The 16,005-nt window shown below is 59.6% G+C and carries 13 protein-coding genes; 4 read left to right on the top strand and 9 right to left on the bottom strand.

Going from position 1 to position 16,005, the window contains the following annotated elements:
- Nucleotides 1–32: 32 nt before the first annotated feature.
- The 7 genes from N1030_RS10930 to gnd form a co-directional block, all read right to left on the bottom strand.
- On the bottom strand, nt 33–527 hold the full coding sequence (locus N1030_RS10930) for a 3-isopropylmalate dehydratase small subunit (RefSeq protein ID WP_265825518.1): 495 nt from the start codon (nt 525–527) through the stop codon (nt 33–35).
- A 104-nt stretch (nt 528–631) separates the two neighbouring features.
- Nucleotides 632–1,888 carry a 3-isopropylmalate dehydratase large subunit gene (leuC, locus tag N1030_RS10925; RefSeq protein WP_265825517.1) on the bottom strand — a complete coding sequence of 419 codons (1,257 nt, stop codon included), beginning with the start codon at nt 1,886–1,888 and terminating at the stop codon, nt 632–634.
- A gap of 1 nt (nt 1,889) precedes the next feature.
- On the bottom strand, nt 1,890–3,413 hold the full coding sequence (locus N1030_RS10920; RefSeq protein WP_265825516.1) for a 2-isopropylmalate synthase: 1,524 nt from the start codon (nt 3,411–3,413) through the stop codon (nt 1,890–1,892).
- A gap of 294 nt (nt 3,414–3,707) precedes the next feature.
- Entirely contained in the window at nt 3,708–4,472 is a 765-nt protein-coding gene (gene pssA / locus N1030_RS10915) for a CDP-diacylglycerol--serine O-phosphatidyltransferase (protein WP_265825515.1), read from the bottom strand.
- 36 nt (nt 4,473–4,508) lie between these two features.
- Nucleotides 4,509–5,165 carry a phosphatidylserine decarboxylase family protein gene (locus N1030_RS10910; RefSeq protein WP_265825514.1) on the bottom strand — a complete coding sequence of 219 codons (657 nt, stop codon included), beginning with the start codon at nt 5,163–5,165 and terminating at the stop codon, nt 4,509–4,511.
- 150 nt (nt 5,166–5,315) lie between these two features.
- Entirely contained in the window at nt 5,316–6,881 is a 1,566-nt protein-coding gene (gene zwf / locus N1030_RS10905; protein ID WP_265825513.1) for a glucose-6-phosphate dehydrogenase, read from the bottom strand.
- Nucleotides 6,882–6,886: 5 nt separating this feature from the next.
- Nucleotides 6,887–7,786: a phosphogluconate dehydrogenase (NAD(+)-dependent, decarboxylating) gene (gene gnd / locus N1030_RS10900; RefSeq protein WP_265825512.1), complete on the bottom strand. Its 900-nt coding sequence runs from the start codon at nt 7,784–7,786 to the stop codon at nt 6,887–6,889.
- Between the two features lie 276 nt (nt 7,787–8,062).
- Between gnd and N1030_RS10895 the strand changes: the two genes are divergently transcribed.
- The 4 genes from N1030_RS10895 (at nt 8,063) to rfaD (ending at nt 12,109) form a co-directional block, all read left to right on the top strand.
- Nucleotides 8,063–8,794, top strand: coding sequence for a metallophosphoesterase family protein (locus N1030_RS10895; protein ID WP_265825511.1), 732 nt, complete (start codon nt 8,063–8,065; stop codon nt 8,792–8,794).
- A 21-nt stretch (nt 8,795–8,815) separates the two neighbouring features.
- Entirely contained in the window at nt 8,816–10,276 is a 1,461-nt protein-coding gene (locus tag N1030_RS10890) for a protein kinase domain-containing protein (protein ID WP_265825510.1), read from the top strand.
- Between the two features lie 115 nt (nt 10,277–10,391).
- Nucleotides 10,392–11,069, top strand: coding sequence for a YkgJ family cysteine cluster protein (locus tag N1030_RS10885; RefSeq protein WP_265825509.1), 678 nt, complete (start codon nt 10,392–10,394; stop codon nt 11,067–11,069).
- Nucleotides 11,070–11,137: 68 nt separating this feature from the next.
- Complete coding sequence (gene rfaD / locus N1030_RS10880) at nt 11,138–12,109, top strand: ADP-glyceromanno-heptose 6-epimerase (RefSeq protein WP_265825508.1); 972 nt, start codon at nt 11,138–11,140, stop codon at nt 12,107–12,109.
- Nucleotides 12,110–12,186: 77 nt separating this feature from the next.
- On the opposite strand, the gene N1030_RS10875 is transcribed toward rfaD, so the two are convergent.
- Both N1030_RS10875 and mutL read right to left on the bottom strand, forming a co-directional pair.
- Nucleotides 12,187–13,659, bottom strand: a complete 1,473-nt coding sequence (locus N1030_RS10875) for a response regulator (RefSeq protein WP_265825507.1) — start codon at nt 13,657–13,659, stop codon at nt 12,187–12,189.
- 131 nt (nt 13,660–13,790) lie between these two features.
- On the bottom strand, nt 13,791–15,980 hold the full coding sequence (gene mutL, locus N1030_RS10870) for a DNA mismatch repair endonuclease MutL (RefSeq protein ID WP_265825506.1): 2,190 nt from the start codon (nt 15,978–15,980) through the stop codon (nt 13,791–13,793).
- Nucleotides 15,981–16,005 lie beyond the last annotated feature (25 nt).

Here is a 16,005-nt window from a genome sequence, read left to right as displayed (position 1 = left end):
CGAAAAACACTCAAAACAGATTCTGCATCAACCTAAGCGCCCAGTTTTTCCTTCACGTAGGGGATGAGGCCGCCCTTGGTGAGGAACTCGCGCATGAACTCGGGCAGCGGAGGATAGGTGATTTCCGTGCCGGTGGTCTTGTTGGTGATGACGCCTTTTTCCACGTCGATGCTGATTTCGTCGCGGTCGTTGATCTTGTTGATGTCATCGCCCACTTCAATGAGCAGCAGGCCCATGTTGAAGCTGTTGCGGTAGAAGATGCGTGCGAAGGAGTGCGCCACAACCACGGGGATGCCTGCGCCCAGAATGGAGAGCGGGGCGTGCTCTCGGGAGGAGCCGCAGCCGAAGTTTTCGCCGCCGACCATGATGTCGCCTTCTTTGACGCGCTTGATCCAGCCAGCTTCGAGGCCTTCCATGCAGTTGGCCCCCAGCTCCTTCACGTCGGTGGTGACGAGGAAGCGGGCGGGGATGATGGCGTCGGTATCGATATGATCGCCGACTTTATGGGCAGTACCCTGATAACTCATGATATAAACTCCTCTTATCGGTCCTGTTGCCGGAAGCGCCGGAGCAGAACACCGGATGTACATCGCTTATGCGGGGTGCAGGGGGATGATCCCCTCTGTCTCTCCTACAGCTTGCGCGGGTCGGCGATTTCGCCGGCAATGGCGGATGCCGCAGCAACGCAGGGGCTGGAGAGGTACACTTCCGACTCAAGGCTGCCCATGCGGCCCTTGAAGTTTCTGTTGGTGGTGGCAATGGCCACTTCACCGTCCGCCAGAATGCCCATGTGGCCGCCAAGGCAGGGACCGCAGGTGGCGGGACCGACGATGCAGCCTGCATCCATGAAGATCTCGATAAGGCCTTCCTTCAGCGCCTGCTTCCAGATGCCGGGGGTGGCGGGCAGGATGATGGTGCGTACGTGCTTGGCAACCTTGCGACCCTTGAGTATGGCTGCGGCTTCACGCAGGTCGCTGATGCGGCCGTTGGTGCAGGAACCGACCACAACCTGGTTGAGACGCACGTTCTTCACTTCTTCCACGGGCTTCACGTTTTCGGGCAGGTGCGGGCAGGCGATCTGCGGCGACATGCCGGATACGTCAAAGCTGACGATGCGTTCATACACGGCACCGGCATCGGCGGTCATGGGGCTGTCCTTGCGTCCGCGAGCCGCAGTGTAGGCGATGGTCTTTTCGTCTACGGGGAACAGGCCGCACTTGCCGCCTGCTTCAATGGCCATGTTGGCGATGCACATGCGGCCTTCCACGTCGAGGGCGTCCACAACGGGTCCGCCGAATTCGAGGGCCTTGTACAGGGCACCGGCAACGCCGATCTCACCGATGAGCTTGAGGATAAGGTCCTTGGCGCCCACATGGGCGGGCAAGGTGCCGTTGTATTCCACCTTGATGGTCGGGGGCACCTTGAACCAGGTGCTGCCCAGCGCCATGGCACCGGCTACGTCGGTGGAGCCGAGGCCGGTCGCAAACGCGCCGAGGCCGCCGTAGGTGCAGGTGTGGGAATCCGCGCCCACCACGATATCGCCGGGGCCGACAAGGCCCAGTTCGGGCAGCAGGGCGTGTTCCACGCCGCAGTCGCCGCCTTCGTAGTAGTGGGTAATGTTCTGTTCTTCAGCGAACTCGCGTACACCCTTTACCTGAATGGCGGATTCAATATCCTTCTGCGGGGTGAAGTGGTCCATGACGAGTGCTACGCGGTCCTTGTCAAACACCTTCTTTGCGCCCATGGCGCGGAAGGACTTGATGGCCAGCGGTGCTGTGATGTCGTTGGCCAGCGCCAGCGAGACGTTGCACTGGACGATCTGTCCCGCCTCGGTGATCTGCTGGTCGGTGTGCTTCTGCAGAATCTTCTGCGCGAGGGTATGAGCCATCCTATTTGTCCTCCTGTTCCTTCTTGGCCAGACGGTTGAGCGCGTTCAGGTATGCACGCGCGCTGGCTACGATAATATCTGGAGCGGAACCGCGTCCCACGGTTTCCATGCCGTTTTCTTCGAGGCGTACGGTAACTTCACCCTGCGCATCGCTGCCGCCGGTAATGGCGTTTACGGTGTAGCGCTTGAGCTGGGGGTTACGGCCCACAATCTGTGCAATGGCGTTGAACACCGCATCAATGGGGCCCACGCCGAAGGTGGTGTGCTGCTTTTCTTCGCCGTTCACTTCCATGACCACGGCGGAAGAGGGCGGCACGCCCACGTCGCTGGCCTGTACGGACAGGTGCTTGAGACGGAACTTGTCCGGAATGCGGAAGACCTCTTCGAGGATGAGGGCTTCCACATCTTCGTCATACACCTTTTCCTTCTTGTCGGCGAGGCCCTTGATGGCTTCGAAGACCACCTGAATCTGTTCGTCATCGAGCTTGTAGCCCAGTTCCTCGACCTTGCCCTTGATGGCGTTGCGGCCGGAGTGCTTGCCGAGCACGATGTCGGTCTTGAGACGGCCCACGGATTCGGGGGTCATGATTTCGTAGGTTTCGCGGTTCTTGAGCATGCCGTCCTGATGGATACCGGATTCATGGGCAAAGGCGTTGGGACCCACAATGGCCTTGTAGGGCGGGATGGGCTGGCCGATGATCATGGAGAGCAGGCGGCAGGTGGGGAAGAGCTGCTCGGTCTTGATGCGGTTTTCCAACTGGTAGTAGCCGGAGCGCGTGCGCATGGCCATGATCACTTCTTCCAGCGCGGCGTTGCCTGCGCGTTCGCCGATGCCGCTGATGGTCACTTCCGCCTGACGCGCACCTGCCTTGAGTGCGGAGAGCGTGTTGGCTACGGCCAGACCGAGGTCGTTGTGGCAGTGCACGCTGAAGATGGCCTTGTGGCTGTTTGAGGCCTTTTCCATGACATAGGCGACCATTTCACCGAATTCCTGCGGCTGGGCATAGCCCACGGTGTCAGGAATGTTGATGGTGGTTGCACCGGCGTCAATGGCGGTCTCTACCACACGGGCGAGGAAGTCCCAGTCGGAGCGCGAAGCGTCTTCGGCGGAGAATTCAACGTTGGAGGTGTAGCGCGCTGCATACTTCACGGCCTCACGGGCCATTTCGATCACCTGCTCCGGGGATTTGCGCAGCTTGTACTGCATGTGCACGGGGCTGGTGGCGATAAAGGTGTGAATGCGGGGATCCGCTGCGCCCTTGATGGCCTCCCAGCAGCGGTCGATATCCGGCTGGATGGCGCGGCACAGGCCGGCAACCTGTACGTCCTTGATGGTCTCGGCAATGGCCTTGACGGCTTCAAAATCGCCCTGGCTGGCTGCGGGGAAACCGGCTTCCATGATGTCTACGCCAAGGATTTCCAACTGGCGTGCGAGACGGATCTTCTCGCGCATGTTCATGGTTGCACCGGGGGACTGCTCGCCATCACGCAGGGTGGTATCGAAAATGAAAACCTTGTCAGACATGATTATGCTCCTTTTAAAGCGGCGCGCGCCGCGTCTGTTGTTCGTTGTTGTTCGGAATCATTGACAATCCTTGTGTCCGGCTTGCGCCGGATGCTCAGGATAGTCGCAGGTTGGCGAACTGTCTGACGAACGACAGATGATGCAGTTGTCTGAAATCGATAGTTACGACTGCGTGTGCCATGAGGTCTGCTCCTATGGCCTTGTGCGGACCTGTTCCGCGTTCTGTCTGTGCTCCGTTAGCTTAGGGGCCGACGGAGTATACACAAAATTGGTAAATGGGGAAGTAGAGAGCGACTACTCGCTGTGACCGGTGCTTAGGTCACCTAGTAGCTTGGAAGAGCGCCGGGATAGGAATAGGAAGGTGTAAATGGGGCCGGAAATAATGTAGCCCGCAAACACCAGGAATCCCAGCAGCTTCGGCTCACTAATAATGAGCACGAAGAGGAGGATGGCAGAAACCATCGAGCTGAACGGATGGGCCTTGAGGAACCCGTATTCCTTGAAGGAAGCGTATCGGATACGGCTGACCATGAGGAAAGCCGATACGAACGTGGTGCCGAGAACAAGCGCAGGGAAGAAGCGCATCATGCTCTCAGGCAGGTAGGGTGCGAAAAACACCATGGTGGCCAGCGTGCAGCCCCCGGCGGGGGTAGGCAGGCCGATGAAAAACTTTTTGGGCGTTACGGCGGTGGATACGTTGAACCGCGCAAGCCGCAAGGCACCGCAAGCGGCAAAGAGGAACGCCACGGCAATGCCGAGGCGGCCGAATGCGTGCAGATGCCACTGATAGACCATGAAGGCGGGAATCAGGCAGAATGCGCAGCAGTCGGCCAGAGAGTCGTACTGCACACCGAATTCACTGGCAGTATTGGTCAGGCGGGCGACCTTTCCGTCCAGACCGTCCATGAGGGCGGAGAACAGAATGGCCATGGCGCACATCTCAAAATTGCCCGCAGCCGCCCAAATCAACCCCATGAAGCCTGAAAACAGGCTTGCCGTGGTGAAGAGATTGGGGAGGATGTAGACACCCTTGCGGGGAGTTTTGCGCTGTTCGCTCATGCCTTTTGCCAATGTATCAGTGTGTAGTTGCTACGTTTAGTTGCCGTTCTCGTTCGGACGATGTGCCAGAACGGTCTGGCCGGCGAAGACCTGTTCGCCGATGCTTACAGAGGGAACATAGTCGTCCGGCATGTAAAGGTCAACCCGTGAGCCGAATTTGATCATGCCGAAGCGCTCTCCGCGGTTCAGGGAATCACCTTCATCCACACGGCATACAATGCGGCGGGCGATGAGACCGGCGATCTGCACCATGGTCCAGTGGCGGCCTTCGGTGTCCTGCAGGTTGTAGGCGCAACGTTCGTTGTCGGTGCTGGCCTTGTCCCATGCGGCGTTCAGGTACTTGCCGGGGTGATACTTGATACCGGCGACCGTGGCACTCACGGGGGAACGGTTCACATGCACGCTGAACACGTTCATGAAAATGCAGATGCACTGGCGGGGTTCGCCGGTGAAGGGGTCGGGCATGGGCTGGATCTTGATGACCTTGCCGTCAGCGGGGCTGATCGCCAGACCGGAATCGGTAGGAACCACGCGCTCGGGATCGCGGAAGAAGTGGAGGCAGAACCAGAACAGGACGAGAAACACGATGGTAAGGGGCCACCAGCCAAGCATGCCGAAGGCGAGCGTGGCGAGGCCGGTCAGGGCAAGCGAGGGTACGCCCTCGGGGGTAAGTCCTATGGAAGCCTTGCGCATTGTGTATTCATGCCGGATGCGTCCGGTCTTGGTTTGCTGAGAAAAGCATTATGGTTTCGGGGCCGCGACTCCAGAGTTGTTAGCGATAGACGAATTTGGACCGAAAGGCAATTGGCTAGAGTGATGAATCGTTGGAGACTTCCGCTCCTTTCATAACTCATGCGTACCCGCCATTTCAGGCGGCCTGCGCCAGCGTCTGCCTTCTTTGCGGACAAGTTCGTCTGCCGCTTCCGGCCCCCAGCTGCCTACGGGGTAACGGTGCAGGGGGCATAGGTGCGGTTTCTCACGCCACGCGGCAAGCACAGGATCAATGAGCTGCCATGCCGCCTCTACGCCTTCTCGTGACCAGAACAGGGTGCGGTCGCCCTGCATGCAGTCCAGCAGCAGGCGTTCATAGGCGTTTGGGGGCGTGATGCCGAACACTTCCTGATATTTGAAGGAAAGCGCCATGGAAGACATGCAGGATTTGGGGCCGGGCTGTTTGGTCTGGATTGTCAGGTCGATGCCTTCATCGGGCTGTATTTTCAGAATGAGCACGTTGGCAGGCATCTGCGCCTTGGAGGTCATGCCGAACATGGAATAGGGCACACGCTTGAAGGTGACTGCAATTTCCGACGATTTGCGCTGCAGGCCCTTGCCGGAACGCAGGTAGAAGGGCACGCCCTGCCATCGCCAGTTATCGATAAGTAGTTTGGCAGCCACATAGGTTTCCGTAGTGGAATCAGGGCGCACGCCGTGCTCGCTGTTGTAGTCCGGCAGTGAAGAGGAACTTGCCGGAGACGCAGCATACTGACCGCGTACGATCCAGCTGCCGAGATCATCCATGGACCACGGGCGTATGGAGCGCAGCAGTTTGGTCCTTTCTTCCCGCACCCTGTCCGCATAAAAGGAGATGGGCGGCTCCATCGCGGTTATGGCCAGCATCTGCAACATGTGGTTCTGGAACATGTCGCGCAGGCAGCCTGCCTGATCATAGTAACCGCCGCGATGCTCAACGCCGATGGATTCCAGCGTGGAGATCTGCACATGGTCGATATAGCTTCTGTTCCACAGTGGTTCGAATATGGCATTGGCAAAGCGGAACATGAGCACGGATTGCACGGTTTCCTTGCCCAGATAGTGATCCATGCGGAAAATCTGGTGCGAGGCAATCACGCGGGCAAGGCGGTTATCCAACGCGATGGCGGATTGCAGGTCGTGGCCGAAGGGTTTTTCAAAGACCACGCGGGCCCAAGGGTTGCGATCCGGACCTTCTGCTGTCATTCCTGTCTCAGCCAGACGTTCGACGACAACCGGATGCAGTTCGGGAGGCAGCGCAAGGTAGAACAGGCGGTTGCCCGAAGAATCAAAATCCTTGTCGCAGACGGAGCAGCGGCCTGCAAGCCTGTTATAGGCTGCGGGATCGTTATAGTCGCCTGCGGAGTAGCGGCACATGGCCAGAAAGCCGTTAAGCATGTCCGGCGGCTGTTCCCCATGAGCGTCGATAATGGCTTTGCGCATGCGTTCGCGGAAAGTCTCTTCTGAGATGTCCGAACGGGCAAAACCCAGAATGTAAAAACGCGGGGGCAGCAGGCGGCGGCGCATCAGTCCATACAGGGCCGGAATGAGTTTTCGGTGCACAAGGTCGCCGGAGGCACCAAAGACAATGATGCCACAGTCTTCTGCCTGTTGTTCGGCGCAGACATTGGTCTGGCTGAGAGCGTATTCCAGATCCATGAGGGCTAGTCCTTCTTCACGGCGTGCCCGCCGAATTCGTTGCGCAGAGCCGCCAGAACGCGGTTGGAAAAGGCGTTGTCCTGACGGGAGGCAAATCGCTGGTAAAGGGCTTGCGCGAGCACGGGGGCAGCTACGCCGTGGTGCACGGTTTCCAGCACGGTCCAGCGGCCTTCGCCGGAATCTTCTACATAGCCCTTGAGACCGGAAAGGTCAGGGTTCTTGCTCAGGGCGCTGTCCAGCAGTTCCAGCAGCCACGAACGTACTACGCTGCCCCTGTTCCACAGGGCGGCAATGCCTTGCAGATCCAAACTTTCAAAGGGGCCGTTGCGCATCAGGTCAAACCCTTCACCATAGGCTTCCATCAGGGCGTATTCTATGCCGTTGTGTACCATCTTGACGAAGTGGCCGGAACCTACGGGGCCCACATGCTTCCAGCCCTGCTCCGGAGCCAGCGAATCCAGCGCGGGCGTGAGCAGGGCAACATGTTCCTGCGCCCCGCCGACCATGGTACAGTAGCCTATCTCAAGTCCCCATATGCCGCCGGAAACCCCTGCATCAACATAGCCTATGCCTTTTTCGGCCAACAGGGCTGCGTTGGCGGCATCATCCCGCCAGTAGGAATTACCGCCTTCTACCACAAGGTCATCAGGGGAGAGTATGCCGCCCAGCGTTTTCAGCGTCTGGCGGGTCACATCGCCCGCAGGCAGCATGCACCAGACTGTACGGCGCGGTGCGAGCATATGATTCAGGTCTTCCAGATGCTCTGCTCCGCGAGCTCCTTCCGCCACTATCTGCTGTACTTTGTCGGCAGAACGGTTCCACACCACCACGTCATGTCCGTCCTTAAGCAGACGGCGGGTCATGTTCATGCCCATTCTTCCGAGTCCGATCATGGCAATCTGCATGGGAATCTCCCTGTGTTTATCTGCGTTCCATGCTCCGTGAAGGGCTGGAGCCACACTGCATGGTACAACAGCCGGATGGACGTGGCAACGCGCTGCGTATTATTAGGGCGTCGTCAGAAAACGGGGTATTGCAATGCTTCTTTTCCCGCATCTTTACACCGCCCCAGCATGAGCTGCTTGCTGTTTGGGGTGAGGGAGGGCTCGGCTTGTGCGGTCGTCCTGGTGTGGGTGAAATACGGCATTTGCCTGCGGCCTTTTTCTTGTTACCTTGCATCCATGCAAATAGCAGTACTCTCGGATATTCACGGCAATCTGGAAGCCTTTCAAAGCGTGCTTGCCGACATGAAACAGCAGGTGCCGCCACCGGCGGAGATCATTTCACTTGGCGACAATCTGGGCTATGGCCCGGACCCTGAAGCCTGCGTGCGGCTGGTACGCGAACTGGGGGTGCTTTCCGTCATGGGCAACCACGAGCTTGGTGTGACGCGTTCCAAGTGTCGCAACTGGTTCAACCCCCAGTCCCGGGAAGCCCTGCAGCGCACCTGCGAGCTGGTCAGCGAGGAAGTCGTGGAATACATAGCCGGCTTTCCCATGTCGCTGTCGCGGCACGGGGCTCTCTTCGTGCACGGTCTGCCGCCGGATTCGGCGCTCAAGTACCTGTATGAGCAGGGGACGAAGCAGGTTGCCGAGCTTTTCGACGCCTTTGCGGAACCCCTTGCCTTTATCGGGCACACCCACGAGCTTGAGCTTGTGGAGATGAAGGCCGGGCGCATCATACGCGGTCCGCTGGCGGAAGGGGTGCATTATCTGGACCGCAGCAAGCGCTACCTCATCAACATCGGCGCGGTGGGGCAACCCCGCGACGGTGACCGCAGGGCGAAATACGTGCTCTGGGATACGGAAACGTGGGAACTGCAGGTGCGTTTTGTGGAATACGACGTGCAAACCACGGTACGCAAATTCAAGGAAGTCGGCATGCCGTTCCGGTACGCCGAGCGTTTGCTCTGATTTTCAACTATCGGATTGATCATGAAAATTGGTCGTTATGAAGTGCGCGGGCTGCTCGGCAGGGGCGGCATGGGCGCTGTATACAAGGTTGCGCAGCCGGTGACGGGGCGCATTGCGGCGCTCAAGCTGCTGCGTCCGGCTGATGTGCTTGAAGATCTGGTGGGACTGGAGACGCTGGCCGCCAAATTCGAGAAGGAAGCGGGCATGATGGCCGCGATGGACCATCCGAACATCGCCTCGGTGTGGGATTACGATGTGGCGCGGGTGGCGGGCGAAGAACGCCCGTTTTTCGTGATGGAATATTATTGCCTCAACCTCGGCATGCTCATCGGCGAGAGCTACAGGGTGGAGGCTCCCACACGCAGGCTGCCCCTTGAGCGGGCCGTGTCCTATGCCCTGCAGACTTTGGACGCGCTGGACCGCATGCATCATGCGGGCGTGGTGCACCGCGATGTGAAGCCCTTCAATATTATGATTACAGGGCATGACGAGGTGAAGCTCATCGACTTCGGCCTTTCGCGTTTGCGGGGCGAGACTCCCGGCATGGAGCCGGGGGGCGTGAAGGTGGGCTCGCCATATTACGCCCCGCCGGAACAGGAGCGTGATCCTGACAACGTGGATGGCAGGGCGGACCTCTTTCCCGTGGGCATCATGCTCTATCGCATGCTGACGGGCGTGTTGCCCAATGACGACGAGCTTCTTGCGGAAACGGGAGGGCACATTCCCCCGGCCAGCTCCTACAGCGAAGATCTGGATGAGGCGTGGGACGCCTTTTTTGTTCGCGCCACGGCGTCTGACCCGGCCGACCGCTTCCCCAACGCTCGGGCCATGGCGGTGGAACTGGTGCGTCTGCGAGACCGCTGGCGGGCCAGAGTCCGTAGTGTGTGCAGTCTGCTGGAGGACGAAGGCATTGTTTCGGCTCCCTGCGTGCCCAAAGGAGGGCTGCGCGAAGCCTATTGTAAATGCGGCGTGCCGGATGCTCGGCAGCGCTTCGATCTGGATGAGCTGTGGCGTCCGCGCTGCATGGGACGTCCTTCGCAGGTGCCCGGTCAGCTCCTGGATAAGGGCGACGGCACGGTGCTGGATGCCGCCACGGGCCGCATGTGGCAGAAGCTGGGCAGCGATTATCCCCTGACGTGGCCCGAGGCCAACGATTACGTGGCATGGCTGAATGAAACGGCCTTTGCGGGTCATGCTGACTGGCGGCTGCCCACGGTGGACGAACTGGCGACCATTATGGAAGAGCCCCCCATGCTCGGCGGGTATTGCGTCGCTTCCGTGTTCCGCAGCGAGACGCCCGAGCGCGCCTCCATTATCGGCGGCGGAGAGGGGGCTGTGTACGATCCCGTCCGCGACTCGCTCTGGACGTGTGACCGGAAGTCGTATATGGCGGCATGGTTCGTAAGTACAACTATGGGTTTTGTGGGGTGGCAGGACAATACTTGCCGTTTCGGCGCGCGGGCCGTACGCACCGCGGCGTAACCCCTACGTATTCCGCCCGTGTTTCTTCCGCCTGCCGTTGTTTTTTGGTCTGCGGAATGGCGCGGGGTATTCCGTCCGCTGTCTGCAGACGGGTCAGAGAAGAAAGGAGACCGTCATGGGTCACACCATACAGAGAGAATGCACACGTTGCGGCACCTGCTGCGCCAAGGGCGGTCCCGCCCTGCACCGCGAGGACCTTTCGCGTCTGGAAAAGGGCGCCTTCGGTCGTAAGGATCTTATGACCTTTCGTCGTGGCGAACTGGTGCGCGATCAGATATCCGGCGAACTCATGCCCTTGGAGCAGGAGATCGTGAAGCTGCGCGGCCGCGATACCAATACGTGGACCTGCCGCTTCCTTAACATCGTTGATCACCTGTGTTTCATTTATAATGATCGTCCTGTGGAATGCCGTGCACTGGATTGCTGGAATCCCGAAGAGATTTCCGCCATGTACGACAAGGATCGCATCACCCGGATGGATGTCGTGGGCGATGAGTCCGGCGTGGCCGAGCTTATCCGTGTGCACGAGGAAAAGTGTGGCTATGCGCAGCTTGAACGCCATTCGGCCGCCTTTGATGCCGATCCCGCTGCCCGCGAAGCCTTTGCGGAAGCCGTGCGCTTCGACATGGCCTTCCGTGCTGTGGTCTGCGAAAAGGCGGGCATTCCTGCCGAAGAGTTGGAATTCTATTTCGGCCGCACGTTGGCGGACACCGCCCACATGTTCGGTCTCAAGGTGACCGTCACCGAAGAAGGTCCGGTTGTGGAACGCGAAAACGCTTCCGCAGCAGCTTAGCTGACTGCCCTCTATCCCATGAGGGGCCCCGCTGTGTTTGAACAGGGAGCCTCGTACAAGGAGTGACTATGTATATCGTAACCGGAGGCGCGGGTTTCATCGGCAGCGCCATGGTCTGGAAGCTCAACGAGATGGGCATTACCGATATCGTGGTGGTGGACAATCTCGCCTGCACGGAAAAGTGGAAGAACCTCGTCAACCGCACGTACGTGGATTACATTCACCGCGATGCCTTTCTTGATATGGTGCTGCACGACGAACTGCCTTGGGATGTGACCGCCATTATCCACATGGGCGCTTGTTCCTCCACCACGGAACGCGACGCTGATTTCCTGATGGACAACAACCTGCGTTACACCAAGGCCATGTGCACCTACGCGCTTGACCACGGTGCGCGTTTCATCAATGCCAGTTCCGCGGCCACCTATGGCGACGGCGCTCTGGGCTTTGAAGATTCCGTGGAATCCATGCTGCGTCTCAAGCCCCTGAACATGTACGGCTACTCCAAGCAGCTTTTCGATCTCTGGGCGCACCGCGAAGGCCTGCTGGATCAGATTGCCAGCCTCAAGTTCTTCAACGTGTACGGCCCGAACGAATACCACAAGGGCAACATGATGAGCGTGGTCTGCAAGTCTTTCTCGCAGATCGGCGAGACCGGCAAGATGAAGCTCTTCAAGTCCTACCATCCTGATTACACGGACGGCGGCCAGAAACGCGACTTCGTGTACGTTAAGGACTGCGTGGACGCCATGTGGTGGCTGTTGCAGAATCCGCAGGCCAACGGGCTGTTCAACGTGGGCACCGGTTCGGCCCGCGAGTGGAACGATCTTGCACGTTCCGTGTTCATCGCCATGGGCAAGGAACCGGTCATCGAGTATATCGAGATGCCCGAGGAACTGCGCGGCAAGTACCAGTATTTCACCGAAGCGCCCATGCAGCGTCTGAAGGATGCCGGATGTCCCGTCGTCTTCCGCAGCCTTGAAGACGGCGCCCGCGACTACGTGCAGAACTATCTGGCGCAGGCGGACCCCTACCTGTAGGTCCGCAGGCTGCCATCTGTCGAAAAAACGAAAGGCCGTTCATCTGAACGGCCTTTTTTAGTCGGGAAAGAGTCGGGCTATTGCTGCAGGGGCAGGCTGAGCTTCAGGGTGAGCACACCGTTTTCCTGCTCCACGCCGAGCAGGCCGCCCACATCCTTGGCAAGACGGTAGGCAACGGCAATGCCGCGGGAGGGACCTGCTTCTTCAAAGGGCATGAGCATCTGTTCGCGGTCCAGTGAGATGTTGGTGTGCAGCGGTGCACAGACGGTTAGATGCTGCTGGCCCGGAGTTTCGAAGCTGCGCAGGGTGATGGTTTCACCTGCCGCCATCTGCAGCGCCGCGTTTGTGATGAGGTTTATGCCTATCTGGGTGAGCAGATCGTGGTCGGAAAGCAGCGGCGAAAGATCTGTGCACAGGTCCATCTGCGGCACGATGCGATCCCGCGCCAGCTTGGGGCGCATGATCTCGGCGCAGAATTGCAGAATCCCGTTCAGGGAGCATTCCGCCACATTCACTGTGACGGGCTTGAGGTACTCCTTCACCCTGTCGAGCAGTTGCTCAAGACGTGTCGCTTCCTGCAGGATGATTTCTGTTTCGGTAATGTCGGGATGTTTGGTTTGCAGGCGCCGCGCAAAGCCGCCAAGGGCGAAAATGGGGTTGCGGAATTCGTGGGCGATTTCATCGGCCATGGCACCAAGCGTGTTCAGCTTGGCGCGCTGCACCAGCATCTTGTCCAGAAAGGCACGCTCGGTCACGTCAGAAAGCACGCCTTCCATACGGCCGGTGGATCCCGTCGTATCGTTTGGGGGGATGATGTTGATGGACTTGGCCTGTACCTGCACGGGATAGCCGTTCTTGTGCTTGAACTGAAATTCCAGAAAGAACGGGGTGTTGGGGTTGGCGAAGGCGTTGACAAAGGCATTCGCCACGGCGTGACGTTCCGAATCGTGCACGTTGGCCAGCAGCCAGCCCGGTTCGGAAAGGGCAATCTCCGGCGGATAGCCGAGAACCGATGTGCTGGTTGTGTTCATGAACTCGAGTTCCAGCTTGCCGTTCAGGGCAAAGACCACAACCGGCAGACTCTGCACCAGATTGTAGTAGCGGCTTTCCGCAATGGTCACGCGTTCTTTCAGGGACTTCAGTTCCAGACAGTTGCGCACCGTCTTTTCCAACATGTCCATGTTGACGATGGGCTTGGTGATGTAGTCCCACGCCCCTGCCTTGAAGGCGGCAATGGCATCGTCTATCTCGGCACGGCCTGAAACGATGATGACTGGGGTGTTGGGCGATTCGCCCGTGATCATCTCAAGCAGCTTGTTGCCTTCAATGCCGGGAATGCCGAGGTCCAGCAATACCACATCCGGCTTTTCATCGCGGAAAATCTGCAAGCCCGTAAGCCCGTTGTCGGTCTGCAGCACGCTGAATCCGGCGTCTTCCAGCCAATAGGCGATGGAGTCGCGGACGACCGGATCGTCTTCAACAGTCAGAATGCTGTGGGAGACGGCTGCTCGCGGGGTTGGGAGTGATGAGCCTTGCGTATCGGACTGCATGAATGCCTCGTTGCTGCGCTAAGAGTGCCGCATTATGCGCGGGTTGCATTGACACACTAGCACAAGAGGGTCTGTTCGCCAATCGTCCGGGCCTGATTACGTTGATAATCTAACGCGGGCGGCGGAAGAGCCTATCCCTTGCGCTTGAACAGTTTTTCCAAGGCGTCGATATCAAATTGCACTACGGCTGGTCTGCCGTGCGGGCAATAGGTGCGGTCCGGCGTTTTGAGCCACTGGGCAATGAGTCCGGCTGCTTCGTCCGGCGTCAGCTTCTGACGTGCCTTGATGGCGCTCTTGCAGGCCATGAGAGCCCACATGTCTTCCATGGACTGAACTTGGCCTGAGAGAATCTCGCGTAGAAAATCGCGGGCTTCGGATTGGCTGAGAGAGGCTGGTATGCCCTTGACCCGCAGCGAGCCGCTGCCTTCCGTCTGCAGCGAAAAACCCATTTCACCAAGCTCCGTCCACAGTTCCTGCAATCGTGTGGATTCCGTCGCATGCAGAGGCAGGCTCATGGGAATGGCCAGCAGTTGCGAAAGCCCCTGCGAGGCATCACGCATGATGCGCTGGTACAGGATGCGTTCGTGCACGGCGTGCTGGTCCAGCAGCACCAGTTTGTCACGCCCCTGACGTACCACGAGGTATGTATCGCCGATCTGGCCCATGTAGGTCAGGTCGCCGATGCGTACGGCGGTATCGCCTTCGCTGAAATTGTCCGTGCCGAAAGTCTCTGTGCTGTCGCTGGTGGTCTCTTCAGGCATGGCGTCCTGTGCTGCCTGCGCCATGAAAGCGCTGGTAGCCTGCAAGCCTGTTTCAATTTCAACGGAAGTCGCGGCTGGTTCTTGCGTCACCGTTGAGGGCGCGTACGCGGACGGGGCAGGGGGCGCAGGCTCGGTCGTCCTGAAGGCACCTGTGGTGTCCGGCGTGGGAGTGGCTTCGGCCTCATCCGTATTGCGGGGCATCGCGGCAGTCGTCCCCCGGGGGGGCTGCGGAACTGCAGAGAAGGCATCAGGTTCATGAACCGGCATGGCGGCCGGGGCCATGTCCCTGCGCACGCCGGGCGTCTGGACAAAGCCGGTGTCCGCAGAGGTGGGCGCGGGGACGGGCGCGTGATGGCGTTGCGGCATGACGGAACGGTCATCCATGCTGCCCCAGAAGCCTAATGGTTTGGTCGCGGGAGCGGGCCTGCCGGAGTCCGCACGGGGCGTGCCCATGTCCTTCGGCGCTGCGGATGTGAAGGGATCCTGTCCTGCCTCCACCTGCTCCAGTGTGGTCAGGCTTTCCAGCGCTTGTTCCACGGCGCGGCGCACGGCCATGTACACGGCGTTTTCGTCCCGGAAACGGACCTCGTTCTTGGCGGGGTGCACGTTGGCATCCACCCATTCGGGATCAAGTTCGAGGAACAGGGCCACCTGCGGATATTCCTTGCTGAGCAGGCGGCCTTTGTATGCGTCGCGGGTGGCGCGCATCATGAGCCTGTCATTCACGGCGCGGCCGTTCACCCAGAACAGCATGCGGTCGGGGCGGGGCTGGGCCTTCTGGGGGTGCCCTGTCAGACCATATGCCCTGTAGCCCTGCCGGATGTGGTCGAAGGCCAGCATTTCGTCAGTGATAGCGGGGGGCCACAGCACGGCAAGGCGGTCGCGCAACGTCTGATTGGCAGGGAAACGCCAGACTTCGCGTTTGCCGATGGAAAAGGTGATCCCTACGTCCGGTCGCGCAAGGGCAAGGCGGGCCAGCAGGTCCTGACATCGCTTGGCTTCCGTGCTCTGGGTTTTGAGGAACTTGAGGCGCGCGGGCACGTTGCCGAAGAGGTTGCGAATTTCCACCAGCGTGCCGCGGTGCAGGGCTGCTGGTCCCTGTTCCTGCACCACGCCGTGCAGTACCGAAATCTGGTAGGCGTCGGAAGGAACACCGGCGGTGCCAGAGTCCGGAGCGGAGGTGATGCGGAAGCTGGAGACCGAGGCAATGGAGGGCAGGGCCTCGCCGCGGAAGCCGTAGCTGCCAATGCGCATCAACTCATCCAGATTGTAGACCTTGCTGGTGGCGTGGCGGGTGACGGCCAGTTCCAGTTCATCCTGCGGAATGCCGGAGCCGTTGTCGCGGACCATGATCAGGGTCTGGCCGCCGTCTTCGATGGTTACGTCGATGTGCGTGGCGCCGGCGTCCATGCTGTTCTCGACCAGCTCCTTGATGACGGAGGCGGGGCGTTCAACCACCTCGCCAGCGGCAATCTGGTTCTTCAGTTCAGGAGGCAGCGCCCTGATCTGGCGGCGTTCGGAAGGAGCGGGAGCAGCGGACGTGGTATGGGCTGTAGTCATGGTATATTCGTTATAATCGCCTGCG

The sequence above is a fragment of the Desulfovibrio mangrovi genome, from assembly GCF_026230175.1.
In the GTDB taxonomy this organism is placed as follows: Bacteria; Desulfobacterota; Desulfovibrionia; order Desulfovibrionales; family Desulfovibrionaceae; genus Halodesulfovibrio; species Halodesulfovibrio mangrovi.
This window is presented reverse-complemented; position numbering and strand designations above follow the sequence as displayed.

Excerpts from the sequence above, each read along its gene's own strand:
- N1030_RS10895 (WP_265825511.1), top strand. The coding sequence starts at position 8,063 with ATGCAAATAGCAGTACTCTCGGATATTCACGGCAATCTGGAAGCCTTT.
- N1030_RS10930 (WP_265825518.1), bottom strand. The coding sequence starts at position 527 with ATGAGTTATCAGGGTACTGCCCATAAAGTCGGCGATCATATCGATACC.
- rfaD (WP_265825508.1), top strand. The coding sequence starts at position 11,138 with ATGTATATCGTAACCGGAGGCGCGGGTTTCATCGGCAGCGCCATGGTC.
- mutL (WP_265825506.1), bottom strand. The coding sequence starts at position 15,980 with ATGACTACAGCCCATACCACGTCCGCTGCTCCCGCTCCTTCCGAACGC.
- N1030_RS10920 (WP_265825516.1), bottom strand. The coding sequence starts at position 3,413 with ATGTCTGACAAGGTTTTCATTTTCGATACCACCCTGCGTGATGGCGAG.
- N1030_RS10885 (WP_265825509.1), top strand. The coding sequence starts at position 10,392 with ATGGGTCACACCATACAGAGAGAATGCACACGTTGCGGCACCTGCTGC.
- N1030_RS10875 (WP_265825507.1), bottom strand. The coding sequence starts at position 13,659 with ATGCAGTCCGATACGCAAGGCTCATCACTCCCAACCCCGCGAGCAGCC.
- leuC (WP_265825517.1), bottom strand. The coding sequence starts at position 1,888 with ATGGCTCATACCCTCGCGCAGAAGATTCTGCAGAAGCACACCGACCAG.
- pssA (WP_265825515.1), bottom strand. The coding sequence starts at position 4,472 with ATGAGCGAACAGCGCAAAACTCCCCGCAAGGGTGTCTACATCCTCCCC.
- N1030_RS10890 (WP_265825510.1), top strand. The coding sequence starts at position 8,816 with ATGAAAATTGGTCGTTATGAAGTGCGCGGGCTGCTCGGCAGGGGCGGC.
- zwf (WP_265825513.1), bottom strand. The coding sequence starts at position 6,881 with ATGGATCTGGAATACGCTCTCAGCCAGACCAATGTCTGCGCCGAACAA.
- gnd (WP_265825512.1), bottom strand. The coding sequence starts at position 7,786 with ATGCAGATTGCCATGATCGGACTCGGAAGAATGGGCATGAACATGACC.
- N1030_RS10910 (WP_265825514.1), bottom strand. The coding sequence starts at position 5,165 with ATGCGCAAGGCTTCCATAGGACTTACCCCCGAGGGCGTACCCTCGCTT.